This is a genomic window from Galbibacter sp. BG1, assembly GCF_013391805.1.
Classification (GTDB): domain Bacteria; phylum Bacteroidota; class Bacteroidia; order Flavobacteriales; family Flavobacteriaceae; genus Galbibacter.
Genome location: NZ_CP058364.1, coordinates 2287717 through 2311058, shown reverse-complemented (window position 1 = coordinate 2311058; position 23342 = coordinate 2287717). Strand labels below are relative to the sequence as shown.

The 23342-nt window shown below is 38.5% G+C and carries 18 protein-coding genes; 10 read left to right on the top strand and 8 right to left on the bottom strand.

Going from position 1 to position 23342, the window contains the following annotated elements; genetic code table 11:
* Positions 1-9: 9 nt before the first annotated feature.
* The gene (locus tag HX109_RS10195) at positions 10-3051 is read right to left on the bottom strand and encodes a SusC/RagA family TonB-linked outer membrane protein (protein ID WP_178951642.1); all 3042 of its coding nucleotides are present in this window, start codon (positions 3049-3051) and stop codon (positions 10-12) included.
* Between the two features lie 330 nt (positions 3052-3381).
* On the opposite strand from HX109_RS10195, the gene HX109_RS10190 reads away from it, so the two are divergent.
* A complete protein-coding gene (locus tag HX109_RS10190; protein WP_178951640.1) occupies positions 3382-4065 on the top strand; it encodes a cell division ATP-binding protein FtsE in 684 nt (227 codons plus the stop codon).
* Between the two features lie 27 nt (positions 4066-4092).
* On the opposite strand, the gene HX109_RS10185 is transcribed toward HX109_RS10190, so the two are convergent.
* A complete protein-coding gene (locus HX109_RS10185) occupies positions 4093-5193 on the bottom strand; it encodes a glycoside hydrolase family 5 protein (RefSeq protein ID WP_178951638.1) in 1101 nt (366 codons plus the stop codon).
* A 156-nt stretch (positions 5194-5349) separates the two neighbouring features.
* Here HX109_RS10185 and HX109_RS10180 point away from each other — a divergent pair, with 156 nt between their 5' ends.
* The gene (locus HX109_RS10180) at positions 5350-6615 is read left to right on the top strand and encodes a mandelate racemase/muconate lactonizing enzyme family protein (protein WP_178951636.1); all 1266 of its coding nucleotides are present in this window, start codon (positions 5350-5352) and stop codon (positions 6613-6615) included.
* A gap of 95 nt (positions 6616-6710) precedes the next feature.
* Positions 6711-7814 (top strand): formylglycine-generating enzyme family protein, encoded by a 1104-nt coding sequence (locus tag HX109_RS10175; protein ID WP_178951635.1) that lies wholly within the window; start codon positions 6711-6713, stop codon positions 7812-7814.
* Positions 7815-7837: 23 nt separating this feature from the next.
* Here the strand turns inward: HX109_RS10175 and HX109_RS10170 are convergent, their stop codons facing one another.
* Positions 7838-8311, bottom strand: a complete 474-nt coding sequence (locus HX109_RS10170; protein ID WP_178951633.1) for an OsmC family protein — start codon at positions 8309-8311, stop codon at positions 7838-7840.
* A 409-nt stretch (positions 8312-8720) separates the two neighbouring features.
* Between HX109_RS10170 and HX109_RS10165 the strand changes: the two genes are divergently transcribed.
* The 5 genes from HX109_RS10165 to HX109_RS10145 all read left to right on the top strand — a co-directional run bounded on the left by HX109_RS10165 (position 8721) and on the right by HX109_RS10145 (position 14683).
* Entirely contained in the window at positions 8721-9185 is a 465-nt protein-coding gene (locus HX109_RS10165; protein WP_178951631.1) for an RpiB/LacA/LacB family sugar-phosphate isomerase, read from the top strand.
* 11 nt (positions 9186-9196) lie between these two features.
* The gene (gene gndA, locus HX109_RS10160) at positions 9197-10600 is read left to right on the top strand and encodes an NADP-dependent phosphogluconate dehydrogenase (protein ID WP_178951629.1); all 1404 of its coding nucleotides are present in this window, start codon (positions 9197-9199) and stop codon (positions 10598-10600) included.
* 121 nt (positions 10601-10721) lie between these two features.
* Positions 10722-12236 (top strand): glucose-6-phosphate dehydrogenase, encoded by a 1515-nt coding sequence (gene zwf, locus HX109_RS10155; protein WP_178951627.1) that lies wholly within the window; start codon positions 10722-10724, stop codon positions 12234-12236.
* 98 nt (positions 12237-12334) lie between these two features.
* On the top strand, positions 12335-13060 hold the full coding sequence (pgl, locus tag HX109_RS10150; protein ID WP_178951625.1) for a 6-phosphogluconolactonase: 726 nt from the start codon (positions 12335-12337) through the stop codon (positions 13058-13060).
* Positions 13061-13321: 261 nt separating this feature from the next.
* Complete coding sequence (locus HX109_RS10145) at positions 13322-14683, top strand: glycoside hydrolase family 47 protein (RefSeq protein ID WP_178951623.1); 1362 nt, start codon at positions 13322-13324, stop codon at positions 14681-14683.
* Between the two features lie 150 nt (positions 14684-14833).
* Here the strand turns inward: HX109_RS10145 and xylA are convergent, their stop codons facing one another.
* Complete coding sequence (gene xylA / locus HX109_RS10140; RefSeq protein ID WP_178951621.1) at positions 14834-16147, bottom strand: xylose isomerase; 1314 nt, start codon at positions 16145-16147, stop codon at positions 14834-14836.
* 42 nt (positions 16148-16189) lie between these two features.
* Positions 16190-17683, bottom strand: coding sequence for a xylulokinase (locus HX109_RS10135; RefSeq protein WP_178951619.1), 1494 nt, complete (start codon positions 17681-17683; stop codon positions 16190-16192).
* A gap of 184 nt (positions 17684-17867) precedes the next feature.
* Between HX109_RS10135 and HX109_RS10130 the strand changes: the two genes are divergently transcribed.
* Together HX109_RS10130 and HX109_RS10125 are read left to right on the top strand one after the other, a co-directional pair.
* The gene (locus tag HX109_RS10130; protein ID WP_178951618.1) at positions 17868-18587 is read left to right on the top strand and encodes an NUDIX hydrolase; all 720 of its coding nucleotides are present in this window, start codon (positions 17868-17870) and stop codon (positions 18585-18587) included.
* A gap of 86 nt (positions 18588-18673) precedes the next feature.
* Entirely contained in the window at positions 18674-19522 is an 849-nt protein-coding gene (locus HX109_RS10125; protein WP_178951616.1) for an AraC family transcriptional regulator, read from the top strand.
* A gap of 74 nt (positions 19523-19596) precedes the next feature.
* Here the strand turns inward: HX109_RS10125 and HX109_RS10120 are convergent, their stop codons facing one another.
* From HX109_RS10120 to HX109_RS10110, 3 genes are all read right to left on the bottom strand, one after another.
* Positions 19597-20670: a cyanophycinase gene (locus HX109_RS10120; protein WP_255462669.1), complete on the bottom strand. Its 1074-nt coding sequence runs from the start codon at positions 20668-20670 to the stop codon at positions 19597-19599.
* Positions 20671-20850: 180 nt separating this feature from the next.
* A complete protein-coding gene (locus HX109_RS10115; RefSeq protein ID WP_255462668.1) occupies positions 20851-21924 on the bottom strand; it encodes a cyanophycinase in 1074 nt (357 codons plus the stop codon).
* A 33-nt stretch (positions 21925-21957) separates the two neighbouring features.
* A complete protein-coding gene (locus HX109_RS10110; protein WP_178951614.1) occupies positions 21958-23340 on the bottom strand; it encodes a YfcC family protein in 1383 nt (460 codons plus the stop codon).
* Positions 23341-23342: the final 2 nt, after the last annotated feature.

The following is a 23342-nucleotide window of genomic DNA, read 5'->3' as shown; positions in this document are numbered from 1 at the left end:
TTCATTTTTTTAAAGTCCAATATTAAATCCTAGTGTATAACTTTTGGTTTGTGGCAGTGTACCAAAATCGGATCCCCCCACGAGCGGATTTCTCGAGTTTTGATTTACCTCTGGATCAAATCCTGTATAATTTGTAAATGTCAATAGATTTTGTCCTTGAACGTAAATACGAAGGCTTCTTAAGCCTACTTTTTCGGCAGCTTTGCTACTTAAATTATAACCAAAATTTAGGTTTTTAAGTCTTAAGAAAGAACCATCTTCCAACCATCTAGAAGAATATTCTCTCCAGTTCCCGTTTTCGAGGGAAGCTCTTGGAATATCTGTAACATCTCCAGGTTCTCTCCATCTATCTTCTGCACCTGTATAGTTATTTCCATCTGGCAACGGAAACCCAGTACCAATTCTACTCCACCCTAAGTTCTCGTAAATAGCTCTACTATGATTGAAAATATCATTTCCTACGGTAAATTGGAAGAATAAGGATAAGTCGAAGCCTTTATATCTAAAGGTATTGTTCCATCCACCAAAGTATTCAGGTTGTGCGTTCCCTACAATTTGTCTGTCCCCAGAATTAATAGAACCATCACCATTAAAATCATCCCAGATAATATTTCCGGTTTGAGGATCTACCCCATCTTGATCTATCAAGAAGAAAGTCCCTATTGGATTTCCTTCAGCAAGGATGTGGGAATCATTTAATACCTGCTCATCTACGGCCAGTTTTTTAACTTCGTTATCAATAAAGGATATATTGAAGGAAGAGTTCCATTTAAATTCACCATCGAATATGGCACCTTGAAGTGCGAATTCAAATCCGCGGTTTTCTACCTCCCCTATGTTGTCTAGAACACTCGAGAATCCAGAAATTCCAGGAATTAATCGATTTAACAATAGATCATCGGTGTTTTTAATAAAGTAATCTGCGGTTAAGTTCAATCGATTTTTAAAGAAACCTATATCAATACCTAAATCCAACTGGGTTGTACTTTCCCAACTCAAATTTGAGTTGCTCAATTGAGTAGGTATTAACGTTGGTGTTTGGCGGTATGCACTCACTCCATAAAGCCCCCTGGAAGCAAAATTACCAATCCCATCTTGATTTCCTGTTACCCCGTAACTAGCTCTTAATTTTAAATTGGAAAGCGTTGCATTATCTTTTAAAAACTCTTCGTTGCTAACTCTCCAAGCTAAAGAACCGGAAGGAAAGAAACCAAACTGATTGTTCTCACCAAATCTGGAAGAACCATCTGCTCTCCCCGTAAAAGTTAGTAAGTACCTATCGTCATAACCATAATTGGCCCTAAAGTAGTAAGAAGCCAATCCCCACTCGGTTCCAGAGGTAGTTCCCTCGGTAACTTTGGCTGCTGTGGAAAGTTTTACAAATTGATCGCTAGGAAAACCTTGTGCGCTAATATCAGAAAAGTTTCTTTCCGACCTTTGGTATGACGTTCCTAAAACTGCGTTTATGTTATGAACGCCCAACCTTTTGCTATAAGTTAGGTAATTCTCGGTTAGCCAAGTATAATCTACAGTAGTTCCGTAAGTACCCAATCCGTTTGCATCGGCATTGGAAGATTCACGGGAAACTATAGGAGTGTAAGACTCATCCTCTAGATTGGTATAATCAATTGAAAAGGAACTTCTGAATTTTAAGTCTTCACTAAACTCTATTTCACCAAAAACAGATCCTAAAGCTCTCGACGTTTTGGTAGTCCGATAATATTCTTCTGCTATCAAAACTGGATTATCCAGCATCCACCATCCGAAATAGCTGAACGGATCTGCATAACTTCCATCTTCTTCCCGCACAGGCATCAGTGGATCTCCAGCTAAGGTATTGATTACCACACCATATAAAGAGTTATCGTTAACAGTTCTATCTTGAAGCGTTCTACTCACCATTAAGTTGGAACCAAATTTTAACCAGTCGGTAGCTTGGGTATCTAGGTTAATTCTTCCTGTATATCGCTCAAAACCAGTTCCCGTTTGCACCCCTTCTTGATCGAAATAAGAGAGGGAAGTATAAAACTGCGTGCGCTCATTTCCACCAGAAACCGATAAATCGATACTTTGTATTGGAGCTGTATTAAATATTTCGTCGTACCAATCTGTGTTTTGAAGTTCTGGATCATTAGGATCGTACCCCCATAGATCAGACACATAGTTTTCAGGATAATTAGTCCCTAAATCTCTATTATCTTGCCTTGCTGCATCGTTCATTAACTCCAAAAACTCTTGAGAGCTCTGCATATCGATAACATTGGTAGGATCTTGGAAACCGTAATAAGTATTCAAATCAATTTTTGGAGCTCCAGACTTACCTCGTTTGGTAGTAATCAATACTACACCATTGGCACCTCTAGAACCATAAATTGCGGTTGCCGAAGCATCTTTTAAAACCTCTATCGACTCGATATCCGTAGGACTTATGTCTGATAAAGAGTTTGTACTCTGTCCTCCTGAAAAGAGTCCCGATAGATCTTCGGAGATCATCGGTATACCATCTATTACAAATAAGGGTTCGCTACTGGCCGATAATGAAGTGCTACCCCTAATCTGCATGCTCAAACCAGCTCCGGGAGTTCCCGAAGGAGTACTCACCAAAACTCCGGAAGCCCTACCCTGTAAAGCGTTATCGATACTAGCCACTGGGAGTTCTGAGATTTCATCTCCCGAAACACTGGAAATCGCTCCAGTTACATCACTTTTTGATTGTGTTCCGTAACCTACCACTACAACCTCTTCCAAAGATTGGGTGTCTAATTGCAATTGTACATCTATAGATGTTTGGTTGTTTACGGAAATTTCTTTTGTTACAAATCCCACATAAGAGAAAACAATAACATCATTTGGGGAAGCCTCTATGGAATATTTACCATCGAAATTGGTAGAAGTCCCTTTGCCCGACTCACCTTTAATTTGAACATTCACGCCAGGCAGCGGAACTTGATCATTATCCGAAATTACTGTTCCGGTAATGCTTTGAGCGCTCACGTGAATAACACATGCAAACACAAAGCATACGAACATGAAAACATTTTGTTTGATCATTGATTAAAAAATTTAAGTGTTAAAAAAGTTTAATGTTTTGTTAAAAAAATGAAATTTATGACATATATGCAAATAATTATTAAATAATTTAATTTTTTTATTTAATTAATATTAAAAAGGAAGTATTTTCAAGATAAGATAATTTAAGATATCTTAAATTATTAACTCGATTATAACTAATTTCTTTGCAGTTTATAGTAGTATCGTTTTATCAAGCAGTAATTTATCCCTACGAAGTGGTAAATTGAAATCCTATTTTAAAACATCAATATTTGCCCTTTCCCTAACAAAAAAATAAATACATTTGTTTTATTAGAATACAATTAAACAATGAGCGATATAATTTTAGAGCTGAAAGATGTAGCGATTTACCAAAGGGAAAATTTAGTGTTGAGTGAAATAAACTTAGACATATCCAGAGGTGAGTTTGTTTACTTAATCGGTAAAACTGGAAGTGGAAAAAGTAGTTTTATGAAAACTCTTTACGGCGATTTACCGCTAACCCAAGGCTCTGGAACTATTGTTGATTACGATTTAAAGACTCTTAAGGAAAAGGACATTCCTTTTTTAAGGCGGAAATTGGGAATTGTATTTCAAGATTTCAAATTGCTTCCAGACCGAACCATCAACGATAATTTGTTGTTTGTGCTGAAGGCAACAGGATGGAAAGACAAAGATAAAATTACTGCTAAAATAGACGAAGTTTTAAAGAAGGTAGGAATGGCCACTAAAGGTTTTAAATTTCCGCATCAGTTATCTGGCGGGGAGCAACAAAGAGTCGCCATTGCACGTGCCCTACTTAACGACCCAGAACTTATCCTGGCCGATGAGCCTACTGGAAACCTCGATCCCCAAACGAGTGTAGAAGTTATGAAGGTTTTACAGGACATCAATAAGAATGGCCGTACCATTTTAATGGCCACACACGATTACGCACTCCTTTTAAAATTCCCTTCCAAAACCTTAAAATGTGACGGAAGCAAAGTTTTTGAGGTGGTTCAAAAAAACGTTTAAAGAGTAGAAAAGCAAGAAAGGTTGTAATTAGTTACAACCCTCCGACCATCCTTGCGCATAACGCTCCCTAAAATAATTTCTATTCCACTTCCCTTCATCTGTAAGATCTTCATCTGTCCAGTTACCCTTAGGGTCGGCACTTTCATAAAATGAAGAACTCATTTCATCTTTGGTGCTTAAAGACCATTTACTGTAACTAATATTGTGTTTGTTCACCCATTCCATCCATTTGTTAAAAGACACCGTATCTATTGGGTTCGCATTTTCTGCTCTTGACTTCCCAAAATTGGTTCCTACCCTGCCCAATTCAGTAATCCAAATAGGCAATCCTTTATTAACTGCGTATGTAGCTTTGTCTCGTACGTCTTCCTTGTGCTGACCCGCATAAAAATGCAAGGTGTACGCAATGTTGGAAACAGGATTCCCATTAGCATCCACCTTAATAGGATCATCAGCTGCTTGATCGGTGAGCTGATCCCAGAATGGAGTTGGTATTATTATAATATTATCGGGATCGATTTCCCTGATGGTAGCAATTAGTTCTTTTGAATATTCTTTTAGTTCTGGCCAAGTTTCGTCGATATCTGTAAAAGATCTTCCAGTAGGTTCATTAAAAATCTCGTAAATAACATTTGGATACTTACCATAATCCTTCGCTATTTTAGAAAAGAAATCTTTTGCCATTTCTGGGTGGGCATCATGGGCATGCCAATCTACAATAATATAGAGTCCCGTGGCAATAGCTGCTTCTATGGCTGTACGCATTTGCGCTTCAGATTCTTCTGGCCTTTCAATAAAATTATCCCGGAATTCGATACCCATTGGAGCGCGTATGTACTGTATTTTCCAATCGTCCCGTAATTTTTTAAATGCTTGCTCATTCCAAAACTCCTTTCCTTGCCAAGCATGCCAAAACAAACTCATCCCTGCCAACTGTAAAGGTTTTCCACACTCACTTTGCAAATGAGCCCCCTCTATTTGTAAATCACCATATAAAGAAACAGGCGTTTTATAGGTTGTCTCAGCAGTAACTTCTGCCTCGGTATTAGCTTCCTTTTTTTCTGTCTTCTTACAGCTTAAAAAGCCTAAGACCACACTTCCTACTAAAAAAATCTTTAAAAACTTCATCGGTATAAAATCTTAATTCATCGGTGGCAAGTTATTAAAAAAGGAAAGTGACATCCTTATCATATTTTAACTATTGGTTATCAGAAAATATCAATACAACTCAATCTTAAACAATATTGATTAGTTTTATAAAAGATTAACCACAACAACCAATTTATGAGTACCAAACGTAGGGATTTTGTAAAAACTGGACTGGCAGCAGGATTGGGAATTTCCGTTTTAAATGCTTGTCAAACCAAAAATGGAAAGGAAAAAGAAATATTTCCGGACTACTCCGATCTGGATGACGCCTTAAATCGTCCTGTTCTAAAAAAACAATTGTTTAAAAACCCAGTTATTATTGAAGCTTGCGAACTTTTGGAGTACCAAGGGAATTATATCTGTAAGGTTCGTTCTAAAGATGGGGCTGAAGGTTTTTGCGTTGGACATAATATAAGAATGCCACATCTCTACCCTATCCAAACCCAAAGAATAAATCCGTTTTTTATTGGTAAAGATGCCCGGAACTTGGATCAGTTGGTCGAGGATGTCCTGCTTTATCAAAACAATTACAAATATCAAGGATATGCGCTTTGGATTCCCTTGGCAACAGTAGAAATGGCGATTTTAGATATGCTCGGACAAATCGCTGAAGTAACTATGGGGCAACTTATTGGGGAAATTGAACACAAAGATATTGCCATTTATCAAGCCAACAACAACCGCGGAAAATCTGCTGAAGAAAGTATTGAAAATATCAAAAACCTTCAGCAGGAAACCAATGCGAAAGCGGTGAAGTTCAAAATAGGCGGAAGAAGAAACATTCCAGAACAGCCGGAAGGCAGAACAGAAAAGCTCATCCCATTGATTCGAAAGACTTTTGACGACACTATAACCATTTATGCGGATTGCAATGGCAGTTATGAGGCTAAGGAAGCGATTAGGATAGGCAGGATTTTAGAGGAAAATAAAATAGACCTCTTTGAACAGCCAGTTCCCACCGATTATTATGAAGATTGGAAAAAGGTAGCAGAAAATTTAAAAATCCCGATTGGTTCTGGGGGAGGTGAAGTGAGTATCCGTAATTTCCGATGGCTTATCGCTACCCAATCCATTCAAATGGTACAGCAAGACTTGTTTTATTTTGGCGGAATGATCCGCTGCATGAAAGTAGCTAGAATGGCAGCATCCCGTGGCTTGGTTTGTACGCCTCATATTTCGGGCACAGGATTGGGGTACCTTTATATGATGCAATTTGTATCGGCATTACCAAATGCGGGGCCCTATCACGAATTCAAAGGTATTTCCACCAACATCCCTTTCGCTTGTAATACCTCCACCCTCGTGCCCAAAGATGGAAAAATAAAAATCCCAACAGGCTATGGTGCAGGAGTACAAATTGATCCCGATTTTATTAAAAAGCACAAAATTATATCCTCTTAAAACCACGGCGGGCCAAACCGTTTTTTAAGATAGGAAAGCTGCAATTTTTAAAAAGACTTTCGTAAGTTTGGAATTATTCTAATCAAAAATTTAAGATGAATTCATTCCGTATACTTCCCATCATATTTTTGGGCGTCTTTTTCACACAGTGCAAACAAGATAAAAAATCTACCGCTGAAGTTATTAAAGCTGAGGCTCCTGCTGAAGTTTTAACTGAAAAACCCAAGGATATAAAAACCCCGGAAGGCATGGTTTGGATTCCCGGGGGCAGCTACACCCAAGGAGCAAGGGAAAATGATGAATTCGCGCTAAGTCACGAAAAACCTGCACACCCAGTTCGAGTAGATGGTTTTTACATGGATGAAACAGAAGTAACCAACGACGAATATGCAAAGTTTGTGGAAGAAACGGGATATGTTACCGTGGCCGAACGGAAAATAGAGTGGGAAGACATAAAAAAACAAGTTCCTCCAGGAACCCCAAAACCACACGACTCCCTGTTACGTCCAGGATCTTTGGTTTTCAAGAAAACAAAAACCAGTGTCCCAAATTTATATGACTTCTCTCAATGGTGGGAATGGAAAGTTGGCGCCAATTGGAAACACCCAAAAGGTCCAGGGAGCTCCATTGAAGGAAAGGGAGATTACCCCGTAGTACACATCGCTTATGAAGATGCAATTGCATATTGCGAATGGGCAGGTAGAAGGCTCCCCACAGAGGCCGAATGGGAATGGGCCGCACACGGGGGAACCAAAAACTCTATGTATGCCTGGGGCGACGATATAGAAAAATTAAACGATGAGGCAAATACTTGGGACGGGGAGTTTCCAACCCGCAACGATAAAAAAGATGGTTACGAAAATAAAGCCCCAGTAAGATCTTTCCCTCCAAACTCTTTCGGGCTTTATGAAATGTCTGGGAATGTCTGGGAATGGACCAAAGATTGGTTTAACGTTAATTATTATAGTGAATTGTTACAGCAAGGAGAAGTTACAAATCCAGAAGGTGCCACCACATCTTACAACCCGAATACGCCATTGTCTGATGAGCGGGTAATTAAGGGAGGTTCTTTTTTATGCAGCGATACATATTGCGCCAGTTATCGCATCTCTGCCAGAATGGCGACGTCTCTAGATTCGGGTCAAGAACACCTAGGTTTTAGAACGGTAGCCACCCCAGAAATGTTGAAAAAGAATTAAACAACCTTATACCTGTCTGCAACTCACTGCATGACTGAAATAACAGGTTTGTGTTCTACCGGAAAATTTAATGAATTAGCTATAAAACAGTAGTCATTTGCTTTGGCATGTAGTTTTATAGCTTCTTCTTTCATATCAGCAGAAAAAACTTCTACCTGAGGCCTTAAAACAACTTTGGTGAATTTCCCACTCCCACTTTTATCCTCCTCCATGACCCCTTCTGCCAAATCCCTATAATCGGTAATTACAACTCCTTCTACTGCACAAAAATGCAAATACCATAACATATGGCAGCTAGCAATAGATGCCAGAAAGAACTCCTCTGGATTGTGTCGGTTTTTATCCCCAAGAAAAGCTGGATCCGAAGAACCCAAAATGTCGGGTTTCCCATCGATTTCAACTTTATGATCCCTAGTATAAGAACGGTAATTTCTAGTACCTTTCCCTAAATTACCTGTCCATTGAACAGTAATTTTATAAAAGTGATTTTTCTCCATTTAGTTTTCAGCTTAACCTTTATTTTTTAAAGTAATAGTGTATAAATCCAAATAATAACATTTTGGCCTTTGGCGACATCCAATGGTATTCTCATCGATACTTCTACCATTATCATGAATATTTTTCTACGAAATATATTTCGAAGCACTACCATAGAAAGAACTCTTTCAAAGATACAAAAGGCCAAAAAGGAAGCGGATGTTTTTTGGCAGTTTTCACCATGTATTATTCTCTTGTACCCTAAAATTACAGTCAGGCATATTTAGCCTTTGGTGGGCAAAGGATATTTACATAAATCACTATTTGGTTAAACTATCGTTATATAACGAAATAAAATTGCCCAAATCACGTAGAAATACGTAATTTTATCCATTCAATTTACAACGATAATTTCATAAGCAATTTTCAGTGAAAATAGGAATTACAGCAGACCATGCAGGATTTGATAGAAAAGAAGAGCTCAAAGCACTTCTATCTGATCACAAATACCTATTTGAGGATTTTGGAGCACATTCTTATGATAAAAATGACGATTATTCTGATATTATAGTTCCCCTGGCCAAGGCAATTTCCGAAGGAAAAATAAAAAAAGGTATTGCCATTTGTGGCAGTGGCGTGGGAGTTTCCATAGCAGCCAATAAATTTCCCGGGGTTCGAGCTACACTAATCACGGAAAATTATTCGGCACACCAAGGAGTGGAACACGACGATATGAATTTAATGTGCCTTGGCGGAAGAGTCATCGGGCCTGCGCTTATTTGGGAGCTTACAGAAACTTTTTTAAAAGCCGAGTTTCAAGATGAAGAGCGGTTTAAACGAAGGTTGGACAAGGTGAAAAATATTGAAAAAAAGAATTTTAAAGATATAAACTAAGAATAGTAAACATGGGACATTTTGACTTTGGTATGGTAGGACTTGGAGTAATGGGTAGAAATCTATTGCTCAACATGGCAGATCATGACTTTTCGGTAGCAGGACTGGATCTCGACGCAGAAAAAGCTGCTTCCCTGGAAAAAGAGGCCGATGCCAAACACGACATCAAAGGAACTACTGATGCTAAGGAATTTATACAACTCTTAAAAAAGCCAAGGGCCATAATGCTTTTGGTTCCCGCTGGAAAACCTGTAGATAGCGTTATAAACTCACTTCTTCCCTATTTAGAAGAAGGGGATATTATGGTAGACGGTGGAAATTCTTATTTCGAAGACACCAATAGACGTGTGAAAGAATTAAATGCTAAAGGAATTAATTACTTCGGAATGGGGATTTCTGGAGGAGAAAAAGGTGCCCGTTTTGGCCCCAGCATGATGCCTGGAGGCAACGAAAATGCTTATGACAGATTGCGCCCTATTTTTGAAGCTGTCGCGGCCAAAGTAAATGGAGAGCCTTGTGTTACTTATTTAGGAAGTAGTTCTGCTGGAAACTACGTAAAAATGGTTCATAATGGAATTGAGTATGCCATTATGCAATTAATCGCAGAAACCTACGACGTTTTAAAACGCGGATTTAATTTTGAAGATGACGAATTACAACAGGTTTTCGAATCTTGGAATCAAGGTGAACTACAATCGTATCTAGTTGAGATTACAGCAGCCATACTTAAAAAAGATGATGATATTACAGGAAAACGCTTGGTAAGCTTAATTTCTGATACCGCCAAATCTAAAGGTACCGGAAAATGGACTTCCCAAAACGCTATGGATATCCAAGCCCCCGTCCCTTCCATCGATCTGGCGGTGAACATGCGTGATATTTCCAAATACAAAGAAGAAAGAGTACAAGCGTCTAAAACCTATACATGGAATGGCGATGCTAAAGACTTAAGTAATGAAAACGTTACGGCACTCTTTAAAGACGCCTTTTACTTTGCCATGGTAACCATTTATGCGCAAGGGATGGCCCAACTCACCATTGCTTCCAAAGAGTTCGATTATGGATTAAATTTAGAGGAAGTGGCCAAAATATGGCGTGGTGGTTGCATTATTCGCGCTGCCGTATTGGAGGATTTTAGAAATGCATACAAAGCAAACAAAGAGCTCCCTAATTTATTATTGGATAAAAATCTTGCGAAAGGATTAAATAAACATCAAAAAGCAATGCGGGAAGTGGTTAAAATTGGAATTGACAAGGGAATCCCAATGTCGGTTTACGGAGTTACCCTTTCTTATTTTGATGCCTACAGAAGCGAAACTTTACCAACCAACCTTATACAAGCACAAAGAGATTACTTTGGAGCACACACATACGAACGTATCGACAAAGAAGGAATCTTCCATACTGAATGGTAATTTTCAAACCTCTTTTCAATACAAATTTAAAAATGGAAACATCTAATGATTTATCTTTTAAGAAAAGTCAATTTACAGGATGGATGTTCTATGTGACCTCTAAAACGATAGATAAAAACACATGAAAACAAATAAAAAGGCAACCCCTACGGTAATTGTAATATTTGGAGGCACCGGAGATTTGGCAAAAAGAAAACTTATCCCAGCTTTCTATAACTTATTTATAGAAAATTGGATGCCAGATAAGTTTGCCATTTATGGACTCGGAAGAACCGAACTTACAGACGAAGAATACCGAGAAAATCTACACGAAGGTCTTACTGATTTTTCCAGAAGTGGAAAACCCGAAGATGCGCAATGGAATAAATTTAAGGAATCGCTGCATTATTTTACTTCCAACATCAATGACGAAAGTTCTTATAAAGAACTACTTTCTAAAGTAGAAAGCGCCGATGATTCTTGGGGCGTTAGAGCCAATAGATTGTTTTACCTATCGGTTTCACCACGTTTTATAGAAACCTCAACATCAAACATTAAAAATTCTGGACTGGCATGCGATAAGGCCAAAGATAGAATTATTGTGGAAAAGCCTTTTGGATACGATAAAGCTTCGGCAGTAGAGCTCAACCAAATGCTTACCAATACTTTTGATGAAGAACAAATATTTAGGATCGATCATTACCTCGGAAAGGAAACCGTACAGAATATTTTAGCATTTCGTTTTGCAAACACCCTTTTTGAGCCCCTTTGGAACCGAAATTATATCGATTCGGTACAAATTACGGTTGCTGAAGAAGTGGGGGTGGAAGATCGAGGAGGCTACTATGAAGGTGCAGGAGCACTTCGGGATATGATTCAAAATCATCTGCTTCAAATTTTGTGTATGGTGGCCATGGAGCCTCCAGCTTCTTTTGATGCCGAAGAAATACGAAGTAGAAAATACGATGCCCTTAAAGCCATCCGAAGAATAAAACCAGAAGAAGTGCATCATTATGCCGTTCGCGGGCAATATGCCGAAGGTTGGATCAAGGGGGAAAAAGTTCCGGGATATCGTGAGGAAGATGGCGTGGATAAAAAGTCGAATACCGAAACCTACGCGGCCATTAAATTTTACCTCGATAACTGGAGATGGCAAAATGTGCCGTTTTACTTAAGAACAGGAAAACGTATGCAGGAAAAAACATCCTCCATCACAATTCAGTTTAAACCAGTGCCACACGCTTCCTTTCCAGCAACACAGGTAGATAGCATAAAGCCAAACCGACTTACCATAAATATTCAACCACAGATGGACATCCGCTTGCGATTTATGACCAAGCGTACGGGATTGGAAATGAATTTGAATCCGTCTGAAATGATCTTCGATTACGATACCGGTTCCAAACAAACCCCAGAGGCTTACGAAACGTTGTTACTGGATGCCATGGTGGGAGATACAACTTTATTTATGCGCTCCGACCAAATTGAAGAGGCTTGGGACGTTATTTCGGTAATTCAGGAAGCTTGGGAAAATAGGGATTCTTTAGACTTTCCAGATTATCCCGCTGGAAGTTGGGGACCAGAGACTGCAGAAGCTCTAATTGCCAGACAAGGACATGTTTGGGCGGTAAACAAACATACAAACGAAAATAAATAATGAGAATGATTATCACGTAGCTGCTTGAGATACTTCAGTGGGCACTCGAAGAAACACTGTTTACAGTTGAAGATGAATTCTCAAAAAAATGAGCAATAATGATACAAGTTTTTGATAATATAGAAACATTAAATAAACAAACTGCAGATCTTTTTGTAGAAAAAGCAAATAACGCCATCAAAGCCAATGGTAAATTTACCGTGGCGCTTACCGGAGGATCCTCCCCGGCAGGACTGTACACACTTTTAGCTTCCGAAGCTTATAAAAACCAAATTGATTGGGCTAAGGTTTATGTGTTTTGGGGAGATGAGCGTTGGGTTCCCATAGAAAATGAAAAGAGCAATGCAGGGGCTGCTTTTAATGACTTCTTAAATCATGTTCCTATTCCGAAGAAAAATATTTTCCCTATGTGGAAAAAAGATATGGAACCGGAAGCATACGCCAAAGAATACGAAGCCATTCTAGAGGATCATTTAGAATTGGGGGATCGCTTCGACCTTATCTTGCTTGGAATGGGAGACGACGGACACACCGCTTCCCTTTTCCCAAATGAGCAAATCATCCTTCAGGAGAAAGAAAAAAAGGTGGCAGCCTATTATTTGGCGCCCCAGGAAATGTATCGAATTACACTTACCGCCCCGTTAATTAACAATGCCAAGCAAATTGTATTTCTGGTTTTTGGCGAGAAAAAATCGAAGGCGCTCTACGAAGTAATCGAAGGCGCTCGCAACAGTGATTTATACCCAACCCAACTTATCGATTTAAGTAAAGGAAATGTTACTTGGATGGTAGATAAAGCTGCCGCCAGTAAATTGAGTTTATAAAACGCATTTATTTTTTAAAATAATTTCGCTCCCAAGTCTTTACTTCAACTAAGTACTTGGGAGTTTTTTAATCCATAAAACTTGAGCAAAGCATTATTAATAAGCTATAATTGAAAAAATACTAATTGGAATCACGAATTTCTGTGGAGCTCCCTAATAATTCCGCATAAGAAAACATTTTATCTTAAATCTAGGTAATTCTTGCTTCAGTCATCCTCAGATCTTTTCCTTATATTTAAAGCACCAAACCAACTTAAAATTATGAACCGACTGTTACTTCTCTTTGGCCTTACACTTATTTTTTATGGCTGTTCTGAAGAAAATATATCAGATAAAGTAAAAGATGAAACTTTACGAACCTGGGAAGCCTATGAAAAATATGCTTGGCCCAACGACAATCTACTCCCGCTTTCGGGTTCTTCGGGAAACTGGTATGAAAATTCTATTTTCATGGCCCCTATTGATGGCTACAGCACTTTAAAGTTAATGGGGTTTGATGCCAAAGCGGAACGCATCGAGAAATTTGTGCAGGACAGCCTGCTTTTCGATAAAAATATCGATGTGAAAGTATTCGAGGTAAACATTCGTATACTCGGAGGGCTTTTATGCATGTATAGTTACACAGGAAATCCTGAAATTTTAAATAAAGCTGAAGATTTTGGAAACCGATTGCTCAAAGCTTTCGACTCCCCAACAAGTTTGCCTTACTATTATGTTAATTTAAAAACCGGAAAAACTAAAGGGGAAGTAGTAAACCTGGCAGAAGCTGCCTCTTATGCTTTTGAATTTGGAATTTTAAGCTATTACTCCAAAAACCCGATTTATTATCAAACAGCTAAAAAAGCGATTTTAAAACTAAACGAACTAAAAAGTAACTTGGGATTGTTTGGGCGGGACATTAACGTAAACACAGGCGAATGGGTTCAAACACAAAGTATGGTTGGCGCTTATGCCGATTCGTATTTCGAGTATTTATATAAATCATGGCTGCTTTTTGGGGATGATGAATTGAAGGCTATTTGGGATAAAAATATTAGTGCCATCAATACTTATTTGCCGGTACAGGAGGGACAAAAACTATGGTATGCCAAGGCAGATATGAAAACCGGGGAATTAAATGGATATGACATCACTTTATGGGATGCCTACTTTCCGGCTTTACAAGTTTTATCGGGGGATGTGGAAAAGGCAAAATTGAATTTTAATGCTTGGAAAAGTTTAACCGATAAATATGTTTTTCCAATGTGGGGCTATAATTTCAAGAAGGATTCCATTACCAACGGTTACTATCAATTAAATCCGGAGATTATAGAATCGGCATTTTACCTATACTCCAAAACAAAGGACGAAAAATATTATAATTACGCTGCAGCATTCTTTAATAACCTTCAGAAGTATTGCCGCACCGATATAGCTTACGCACACATTAAGGATGTTAGGACTATGGAAAAAGATGATCAAATGGAGACTTTTTTTATAGCCGAAACCATGAAGTACTTCTATTTAATATTCAATGAAGATGCCCCTTTAAATATTGATGAATATGTTTTTAGTACAGAAGCACATCCTTTTAGGAAATCTGACTTTAACAAAGAAAAAGCCCAGTTGTATTTAGGTTTATAAAGGGCTCCATTCTTTTCTTTTTATAAAATGGCCCACTATTTTTATTTAATATAAAAAGAAGCTATTAAAAAAGGATGCCCAAAAATATTACGTATGATATTCATTGGACATCCCTTCAAAATTTAAAATCAAAAAATAAAAACCAATTTTTTAGATAGCATTGGCTATAAGCTGCTCATAAAGTTCTTGTTTTCCACTTATTTGCTTTGGTTCACCGTTTGCTTTCCCGATGTTGCTAAGTTCTTCCAAGCTCAATTGCTTATTTTCAAACTTTGCACCGTTACCGCTATCAAAGCTTTCGTAGCGTTGTTTTCTTAACTTTTTAAAATCTGTGTTTTGCAATACGTGATCGGCACAAATAAGTCCGCGCGCAAAAGCATCCATTCCAGAGATATGTGCAATAAATTTATCTTCTAAATCGGTAGAATTTCTTCGAACCTTTGCGTCAAAATTTATTCCACCGCCTTGTAAGCCACCAGCTTCCAGAATGATGAGCATGGCTTCGGTAATTTCTTGAATGTTAACCGGAAATTGGTCGGTATCCCATCCGTTCTGGTAATCCCCTCTATTGGCATCGATACTTCCCAACATACCATTATCGGCAGCTACTTGCAGTTCATGTTCAAACGTATGCCCCGCCAATGTAGCGTGGTTTACTTCTATATTCAGTTTAAAATCGTCCTGCAAACCATATTTATTAATAAACCCAAGCGATGTTGCCGCATCAAAATCGTATTGATGTTTTGTAGGTTCCATAGGTTTGGGTTCTATTAAAAAGTTTCCTTTAAAACCTTGTTTTCTAGCATAATCCCTACAAATCGTTAGAAAATTGGCCAAGTGATCCAATTCCCTGCCCATGTCGGTATTCAATAAACTCATATAGCCTTCTCTACCTCCCCAGAACACATAGTTTTCTCCACCTAATGCTATGGTCGCATCGATGGCCATTTTTACCTGTGCACCGGCATAAGCTACCACATCGAAATTAGGATTGGTAGCTGCACCATTCATATAACGCGGATTGCTGAATAAATTCGAAGTTCCCCATAAAAGCTTTATCCCGCTTTCTTTTTGCTTTTCCTTGGCATAAGAAACCATTTCCTGGATTCGATTTTCAAACTCGTTTAACGTGGGAGCTTCATCTACCACATCTACATCGTGAAAACAATAAAAAGGCGTTCCAAGTTTACTCATAAACTCGAAAGCAGCATCCATTTTATCCTTGGCCCTACCCACAGGATCATTATTTTTATCCCAAGCGAATGTTTCCGTAGGAGCCCCAAAAGGATCCCCTCCTTTGTTATTGAAAGTATGCCAATAGGCCGTAGCGAAACGTAAATGTTCTTTTAAGCTTTTTCCTGCCACTACCCGATTCTCGTCGTACCATTTAAAAGCTAAAGGGTTATCGCTTTCCCTCCCCTCGTATTGTATTTTATCGATGTTTTTAAAATAGGTTGATTTCATTTTATATATATTTTTAATTTTTTATAATCTTTTTTTTGAGCTCTAGGCTTTTACTCGAATGCCCTCTTTCCAATCTTTATATACTTCTTCATACTTTTTAACCAATTCGGGATCTGGCTTGGTACTTTCCAGACACTCCAAACCTTTAAAAGCATCCGATAGCTTGGAGAAATATCCGTATCCAAAAGCAGCACCACGAGCGGCTCCTTCACTTCCTGATGTATTGTAAAGCTCTAAGGTAGTGTTGGTGGTATTTACAAATATTTCCCTAAAAACAGGGTTTAAGAAGAGGTTTGCTTTTCCCGCGCGCACTACTTTCCCATGTACCCCAACATTCCGCATAATTTCGAAACCGTAGTTTAGGGCAAATACAATTCCTTCGCAGGCAGCTCTTACCAAGTCTTCTTTTTGATGTCTATTGAAGTTTAAGCCTTCCACTCCAGAGAACGCTGGTTTGTTGTTAAAGATTCGCTCCACACCATTTCCAAATGGGTAAAACCGAAGTCCTTTTGCCTCAATTTCACTATCAGCAGCTAGAGAATTAAGGATATTGTAATCTAAAAGTTGCTCTTTATCTTCTGAAAGAATTTTTCGCAACCATTGATAAAGGATTCCAGAACCATTGATACAAACCATGACCCCATTTCTTTTTTGATTTGCTTGATTATTTACATGAAGAAAAGTGTTTATCCGGTTATTGGGGTCGTAATCATCTGTTTCGCTCACCCCGTACACCACAGCCGATGTCCCTGCAGTGGCGGCTATTTCACCGGGACTTAGGGCATTAAGGGATAACGCATTGTTAGGTTGATCTCCTGCGCGATATGTAACATAAACATCTTCTGCAAGGCCTAATTCCTTGGCAATGGTAGAATCTATTTTTGCTTGTTTGCCAAAGTTGTTCACCACCTCGGGTACCATTTCAACAGGTATTCCCATAGCCTCCAATACTTCGGTGGCCAATCGGTTTTCCTTAAAATTCCATAGCGCTGCTTCCGATAGTCCAGAGGTACTCGTTTGGGGAACATTGGATAATCTCGCAGCTATGTAATCTCCGGGAAGCATCAAATATTTAGCTTTCCCGAATATATCCGGTTGATTTTCTTTTACCCATTTTAATTTAGAAGCCGTAAAGTTACCTGGACTGCCCAGGATTAGTTCTTGACATTTCCGGGGTCCCATTTTTTTATAAGTTTCCTCGCCAACCTCAGCAGCTCGGCTATCGCACCAAATCATTGAAGAGCGCACTGGATTTAAATTTTCGTCTACCAGCACCAAACCATGCATTTGATAGGCAATACCAATCCCTTTAATGTTTTGGATGGCAATCCCTTCTTCTTCTTTTAATTTGGCAATCCCTTCTTTCACATATTGCCACCACATATCTGGATCCTGCTCTGCCCAACCGTGTTCGGGAGCCTTCATCTCCAATTCGAAATCTGGGACGGTAATGGAAGTTATACAACGCTCTGTTTTAGCATCTAAAACTGAAAGTTTAATGGACGAACTCCCTAAATCTATTCCTAAAAAACACATACAATTCAATTGAAATATTTGACTATAAAACAACTTATAGTAAATATGACTACAATACTACTTAATTATTTTATCATTTTCAAAATTTTACACATAAATCCTTAAATTAGTGAAGCATATTAGGCAAAAACAAGCATATTTAAATTATTTTGTATCTATGCATAAATTTTACGTGAGGCTTTAAATGATTAAAAAATTCATCGATAGGGAGTCTGGAAAGATCACAGAACAAAAGGTAATGAACGCTATTACCATCGACTGCGTTATTTTTGGTTTCGAGAAAGGTAAACTGGAAGTTCTTTTAGTAGAACATGCCGAAGGTATTAGCAAAGGAAAATGGGCGCTACCCGGAGGATGGATTAAAGAAGATGAGAGCATCGATCTTGCAGCCAACAGAATTTTGAGTGAACTAACAGGAATATCCGATCTTTATTTGGAGCAGTTAAAAGCTTTTGGAGATCCCAATCGTTTTCCACTGGGAAGGGTTATAACCATTGGTTACTATGCCTTGATTAAAAAAGATGATTACGATGTAAAAGCAGGTTTTACTGCCTCAGATGCGAAATGGTATCAGCTAAGTGACATCCCAAAGCTTATTTACGACCACGATGAAATTTTAAATTACAGTCTCGAACATCTAAAAAACAGGGTTCGCCAAGCTCCTATAGGCTTCAATTTACTTCCTGAAAAATTTACGCTTTTGCAACTTATGCAACTCTACCAGGAAATTCTAAATGTTGAATTGGACAAGCCCAACTTCCGAAGAAAAATACTCAAAATGAAACTTTTGGTAGATCTTAAAGAGAAGCAACAGGATGTATCGCATCGAGCCGCAAAGCTCTACAAATTCGATCCCGCCATTTATGAAAAGTTAACCAAAAAAGGTTTTAACTTCGAGCTATAAGTTTGTTTTACTGCTGAATTTCAAAAGGTAATAAGCGTGTTTCAACTATAATTAATCTGTATTTTTGAAACTAAAATTCAACTCTTTTGAAAGTACTTCCTTTTAAAATTCCGAAGCCGGCACAAGAAGCCTTGGTATATCAAGAAGATCGTGAGGTGGTTTTTTACGACCAACTACACCAGCACGAGGAGATACAAATTAGCTTTATTCTTCAGGGAAGTGGGACATTAATCGTAGGAGACTCCATCAATTCTTACCAAACAAACGATATTTTGGTAATTGGCGGAAATGTACCACACGTTTTTAAAAGTGATCTTGAGTCTACCAACCCTTCGGTGATGTACACCTTATTTTTTACTGAGAATTCTTTTGGGGAAGACTTTTTTTCGATCCCCGATTTGAAAGGGCTAAAACCGTTTTTTCGGAATGCTGAATTTGGAATGAAAATATCGAAAGGCAACAAAGCCATTATTGAAAGCTTCAAAGAACTTCAGCACCGAAATAAAATTGAAAGAATAGCTACCCTGTTGAAAGTAATGAATGAAATCATGGCTGCGGAACAAATTCCACTTTCGTCTTTTGTATATGGCAAAAAATATTCCGATGATGAAGGAAAACGTATGCGAGCAGTTTTTGAACACGCCATGAAGTGTTACAACCAACAGATTTCTTTAGACGATATTGCTGAGAAAGCGAACATGACAAAAAATGCTTTTTGCAGGTACTTTAAAAAAAGAACCAACAAGACCTTTTTTCAGTTTCTAATAGAAATTAGAATCGAAAATGCTTGTAAACTATTGTATAAAAATCCGGAATTATCCATTGCCGAAATTGCAGAGATTTGCGGCTTTCAAAACATTACCAATTTTAATAGGAAATTTAAACAGCTTAAGGCAATGACCCCATCGACCTACAGGTCTCAATATAAAGACTAATGACATTCTTAAAATAAAAAGGGCCAACAAACCGAAGCTGTCAACCCTTATTATGATTTTCCTATAAAAGTAAATTAATCTACCAAAACCCCTTGGTCTACATACCAATATTCCCATTGGCCTCCACTACCACTGCTCCAATTATTCAGATTGAAGGTTTTCGATCCGTCGGATGTTCCTTTTACAGCATACACTTTTAATGCTTGTTTGTTTCGGTACCAGTCCAACGAATTGTTGGAGTTACAAACCTCTGGACCATAATTACTGTTTGCAGGATTGGGTTGAATGAAGTAGGCATTGTCATCGTAGTTTGGATGTCCACCATAAATTTTGGCAATTCCGCTTCCATTAATACAAACGGCGGTATATTCATCGCAAGCAATGCCTTTAGCCCTAATACCATAGTCTTTTACAATTCTCGCCAAAAAGGTAACATGTCTCCCTTTTCTATCTGGATTGTCGTAATGGGTATCCGTAATAACATCCGTGAGGTAATCGTTATCAATAAAAGGTGCGCTTCCAATGGTTACATAACTGTCGTAAGGATTGTAGAGTGCTTCGCTAGAAGTAACCGAACCATTTTCCGCAGTATAATAATACTTTCCTTGGATGGCCATTCCTGCACTGGTGCCTCCCACTACAATATTTCTATTATTAATTCCATTGTTAATAGCCGTAGAAACTGGGGTATTACGCCAAAAAGAGATGTAATCCCACTGGTCTCCACCAGCAAACCAAATAGCCTCCGCTTTGTTAATCCTGTCTATTACATATGGGTCTGTACTTGCGGAACTATTGCTGAAAATAATAGTTTCCACAGAATTTACCGTAACGCCAAGATCGGAATAAAAGTAATTGTTGTATCCGTTGGTTCCACTAGCCCTTAATACTAGAATGTCGCCACCGTCTGCTCGGTTTAAAAACCACTTCATGGCATTATCGTCTTCTGAAGCTCCACCCATTAAGCAAACCCCTCCAGTAGGCGACGTAACAACATCTGTATTGCTACCTACCTTAGAAGACGTATAGCCCTTTCTGCCTTTTCTGGCAAGAACCGCATTGGGCTCCACTTCTTCACTTTCCTCTACGGAACAAGACACATTAAAAATTAGTAACATGGTAAGCGTAATCTTTAAAAAATTCTTCATGATTTAAGATTTAAATGGTTAATAAAAAATTATAAAAGAGAATCCTATTCAAGTCAATAAATGCTTGGTATAGAAATCTATAACTGAAAAAATCAGTTTTCTTTTGTTAGCTCCCATTAGAAAGATTTCCAACAGGGACTTATTCCATTTTGTTGATTGCTTACCCGTTCTAAAAGAAGCTTAATCCTTTAATTTCCCGTTTTCTACATACCAATATTGCCATTCTCCACCGTTTGCAGTTTCCCAATTGGTTAGATCGAAAGTGTGGGCACCGTCATTGGTTCCTTTTACGGCGTAGACTTTTAATGCCATTTTTTCTTTATTCCATTCTAAAGGTGTACCCTCTTTACAGACTTCTGGAGTATTCCCTGAGATCTCTGGGTTTGGTTGAATGAAGTAAGCATTGTCGTCGTACTCGGGCGCACCACCGTATATGGTCGCTAACCCTTTTTCATCAATATAAACCGATGTATATTCATCACAGGCAATTCCTTTCCCCACTAGATCGCTCTCTTTGTTGATACGAGCGAGAAATGCTACATGACGGCCTTTTCTATCGGGGTTATCGTAATGTGTATCAGTAATTACGTCTGCAAGAAATTTATTATCTATAAACATTTCGCTTCCAATGGTCATATCTTGGTTATAAGGATCCTCAAGAGCTTCATCTGATTTAACAGAACCTCGTTGTGCGGAATAGTAAAAACCTCCTTGAATGGCCATCCCGGCACTGGTGCCACCAACAACCATATTTCTTTCAGCAATCCCTTTATTGATGAGTTCTGCAACCTTGGTACCTCTCCAAAAAGAAACATAATCCCATTGATCTCCGCCGGCAAACCAAATAGCTTCCGCTTTATTTATTTTGTCATGAATATAAGTGTCGGCACTGGCATCTGCATTTTTACACACTATAGTTTCCACGGAATTAATATCCGCTCCCAGCTCAGAATACAAATAGTTGTTATATCCATCGCTACCAGAAGTCCTTAACACTAAAACATCCCCGCCATTTGCACGGTCTAAAAACCATTTCATGGCCCTATCATTTTCTGTAGCACCTCCCATAAGGCATACTCCTCCCAATGGTTCCGTTTTTACATCTGTTTCTGCACCCACTTTATAAGAAGTATAATTTAATGGAGCTGGAGAAGGATTTGGCTCTGGATCTACCGGAGTTTCATCATTACCTCCAGATGAGCAAGAGATTGCCAAAATTCCTATCATTAAAAACATCGTTCGTAAATTATTCATCTTCATATTGTTTTAAATTAATTTTTATAATTATTACCAACTAAACCATAACAATGGCGGTAACATAAGTAACATGGCAACTATAAATAAGATCACGAATACGGGGGCTATCCACTTTAGCCATTTATTGTAAGGTATTTTTGCAATGGACAAAGCTCCCATGGTAACCCCACTTGTGGGTACAATCATATTTGTAAGCCCATCGCCCATTTGGAAAGCAAGAACGGCCACTTGCCTACTCACACCAATAAGATCGCTTAAAGGGGCAATAATAGGCATTGTTAGAGCGGCTTGACCCGAACCGGAAGGAATGAAAAAGTTTAGGCAACATTGAAAAATAAACATCAATTCTGCCGATATAAATTTGGGCATATTTCCGGCCACCAAGGCTACTTCATTTAAAATGGTATCGATAATTTTACCGTCTTGGGCTATAACCAACAATCCTTTGGCCAGCCCAATTACAAGGGCGGCAGTCATCATCTCCTTAGCGCCATCAATAAAGACTGAGATTGCTTTGTTAATAGGAATTTTAAAAATAACGGCCGAAAGTATAGCCAATCCAATAAACAGTCCTGCAATTTCATTGATATACCATTCAAAATAAACCACTCCAACGATTAGCAAGGCCAATGCCAAGAAAAAAGTTAACAATATTAGTTTTCGTTTGGTATTCAATTCTGGAAAGTCTCCCGCCTCGTATGTTTCTTCTTTTATCTCTAAATCGTGAAGCAAACTGTTTTTAACATTTTTATCCAATCTCCGTGCATAGCGCACTACCGCCAAGCAAGCAATAAGAGTTAAGATCACCCAAACAATTAGACGGTATTCAATACCACTAAAAATTGGAATCTGCGCGATACTTTGAGCTATCCCTATGGTAAACGGATTGGTAATTGCGCCTGCAAATCCAACCCCAGTTCCCAACACGGGAATTGCTGTTCCCAAGAGCGCATCGTACCCCATAGCTTTTGCTAAAGGAATGGTAATTAATATAAACACCAAAACCTCTTCACTCATTCCAAAAGTTGCCCCTGCCAATGAAAATAAAGCTGTAATTCCTCCCAAAATGATGATTTTATATCTTGGGTATTTCTTTCCGAAGGTAATTATACGGTACAACCCAGCATTGATGGCTCCTGTGTAAGTGAGCACCGAAAAAGCTCCACCTACCAAAAAAACAAATGCAATTACAAAAGATGCAGCATTAAATCCTTTAATAGGAGCTGTTAAAAATGCAGCCAATCCCTGCGGTGCTGGATCTACTTGCTTGTAGGAATCTGCCACAATGACTTCGCGTCCATCTACCACGGCCTTATCAAACTCACCAGCCGGAATTATCCATGTTAGCGCAATAAAAAAAAGACTTATTACGAGAATAATGGTAATAGTATCGGGAAACTTTTTAAGCTGCATAG

Bases quoted from the DNA above. Each gene is read 5' to 3' on its own strand.
- HX109_RS10175 (WP_178951635.1), top strand. From the start codon at position 6,711: ATGAATTCATTCCGTATACTTCCCATCATATTTTTGGGCGTCTTTTTC.
- HX109_RS10135 (WP_178951619.1), bottom strand. From the start codon at position 17,683: ATGTGTTTTTTAGGAATAGATTTAGGGAGTTCGTCCATTAAACTTTCA.
- HX109_RS10180 (WP_178951636.1), top strand. From the start codon at position 5,350: ATGAGTACCAAACGTAGGGATTTTGTAAAAACTGGACTGGCAGCAGGA.
- HX109_RS10190 (WP_178951640.1), top strand. From the start codon at position 3,382: ATGAGCGATATAATTTTAGAGCTGAAAGATGTAGCGATTTACCAAAGG.
- zwf (WP_178951627.1), top strand. From the start codon at position 10,722: ATGAAAACAAATAAAAAGGCAACCCCTACGGTAATTGTAATATTTGGA.
- HX109_RS10110 (WP_178951614.1), bottom strand. From the start codon at position 23,340: ATGCAGCTTAAAAAGTTTCCCGATACTATTACCATTATTCTCGTAATA.
- pgl (WP_178951625.1), top strand. From the start codon at position 12,335: ATGATACAAGTTTTTGATAATATAGAAACATTAAATAAACAAACTGCA.
- gndA (WP_178951629.1), top strand. From the start codon at position 9,197: ATGGGACATTTTGACTTTGGTATGGTAGGACTTGGAGTAATGGGTAGA.
- HX109_RS10145 (WP_178951623.1), top strand. From the start codon at position 13,322: ATGAACCGACTGTTACTTCTCTTTGGCCTTACACTTATTTTTTATGGC.
- HX109_RS10185 (WP_178951638.1), bottom strand. From the start codon at position 5,193: ATGAAGTTTTTAAAGATTTTTTTAGTAGGAAGTGTGGTCTTAGGCTTT.
- xylA (WP_178951621.1), bottom strand. From the start codon at position 16,147: ATGAAATCAACCTATTTTAAAAACATCGATAAAATACAATACGAGGGG.
- HX109_RS10195 (WP_178951642.1), bottom strand. From the start codon at position 3,051: ATGATCAAACAAAATGTTTTCATGTTCGTATGCTTTGTGTTTGCATGT.
- HX109_RS10120 (WP_255462669.1), bottom strand. From the start codon at position 20,670: ATGAAGAATTTTTTAAAGATTACGCTTACCATGTTACTAATTTTTAAT.
- HX109_RS10170 (WP_178951633.1), bottom strand. From the start codon at position 8,311: ATGGAGAAAAATCACTTTTATAAAATTACTGTTCAATGGACAGGTAAT.
- HX109_RS10115 (WP_255462668.1), bottom strand. From the start codon at position 21,924: ATGAATAATTTACGAACGATGTTTTTAATGATAGGAATTTTGGCAATC.
- HX109_RS10130 (WP_178951618.1), top strand. From the start codon at position 17,868: ATGATTAAAAAATTCATCGATAGGGAGTCTGGAAAGATCACAGAACAA.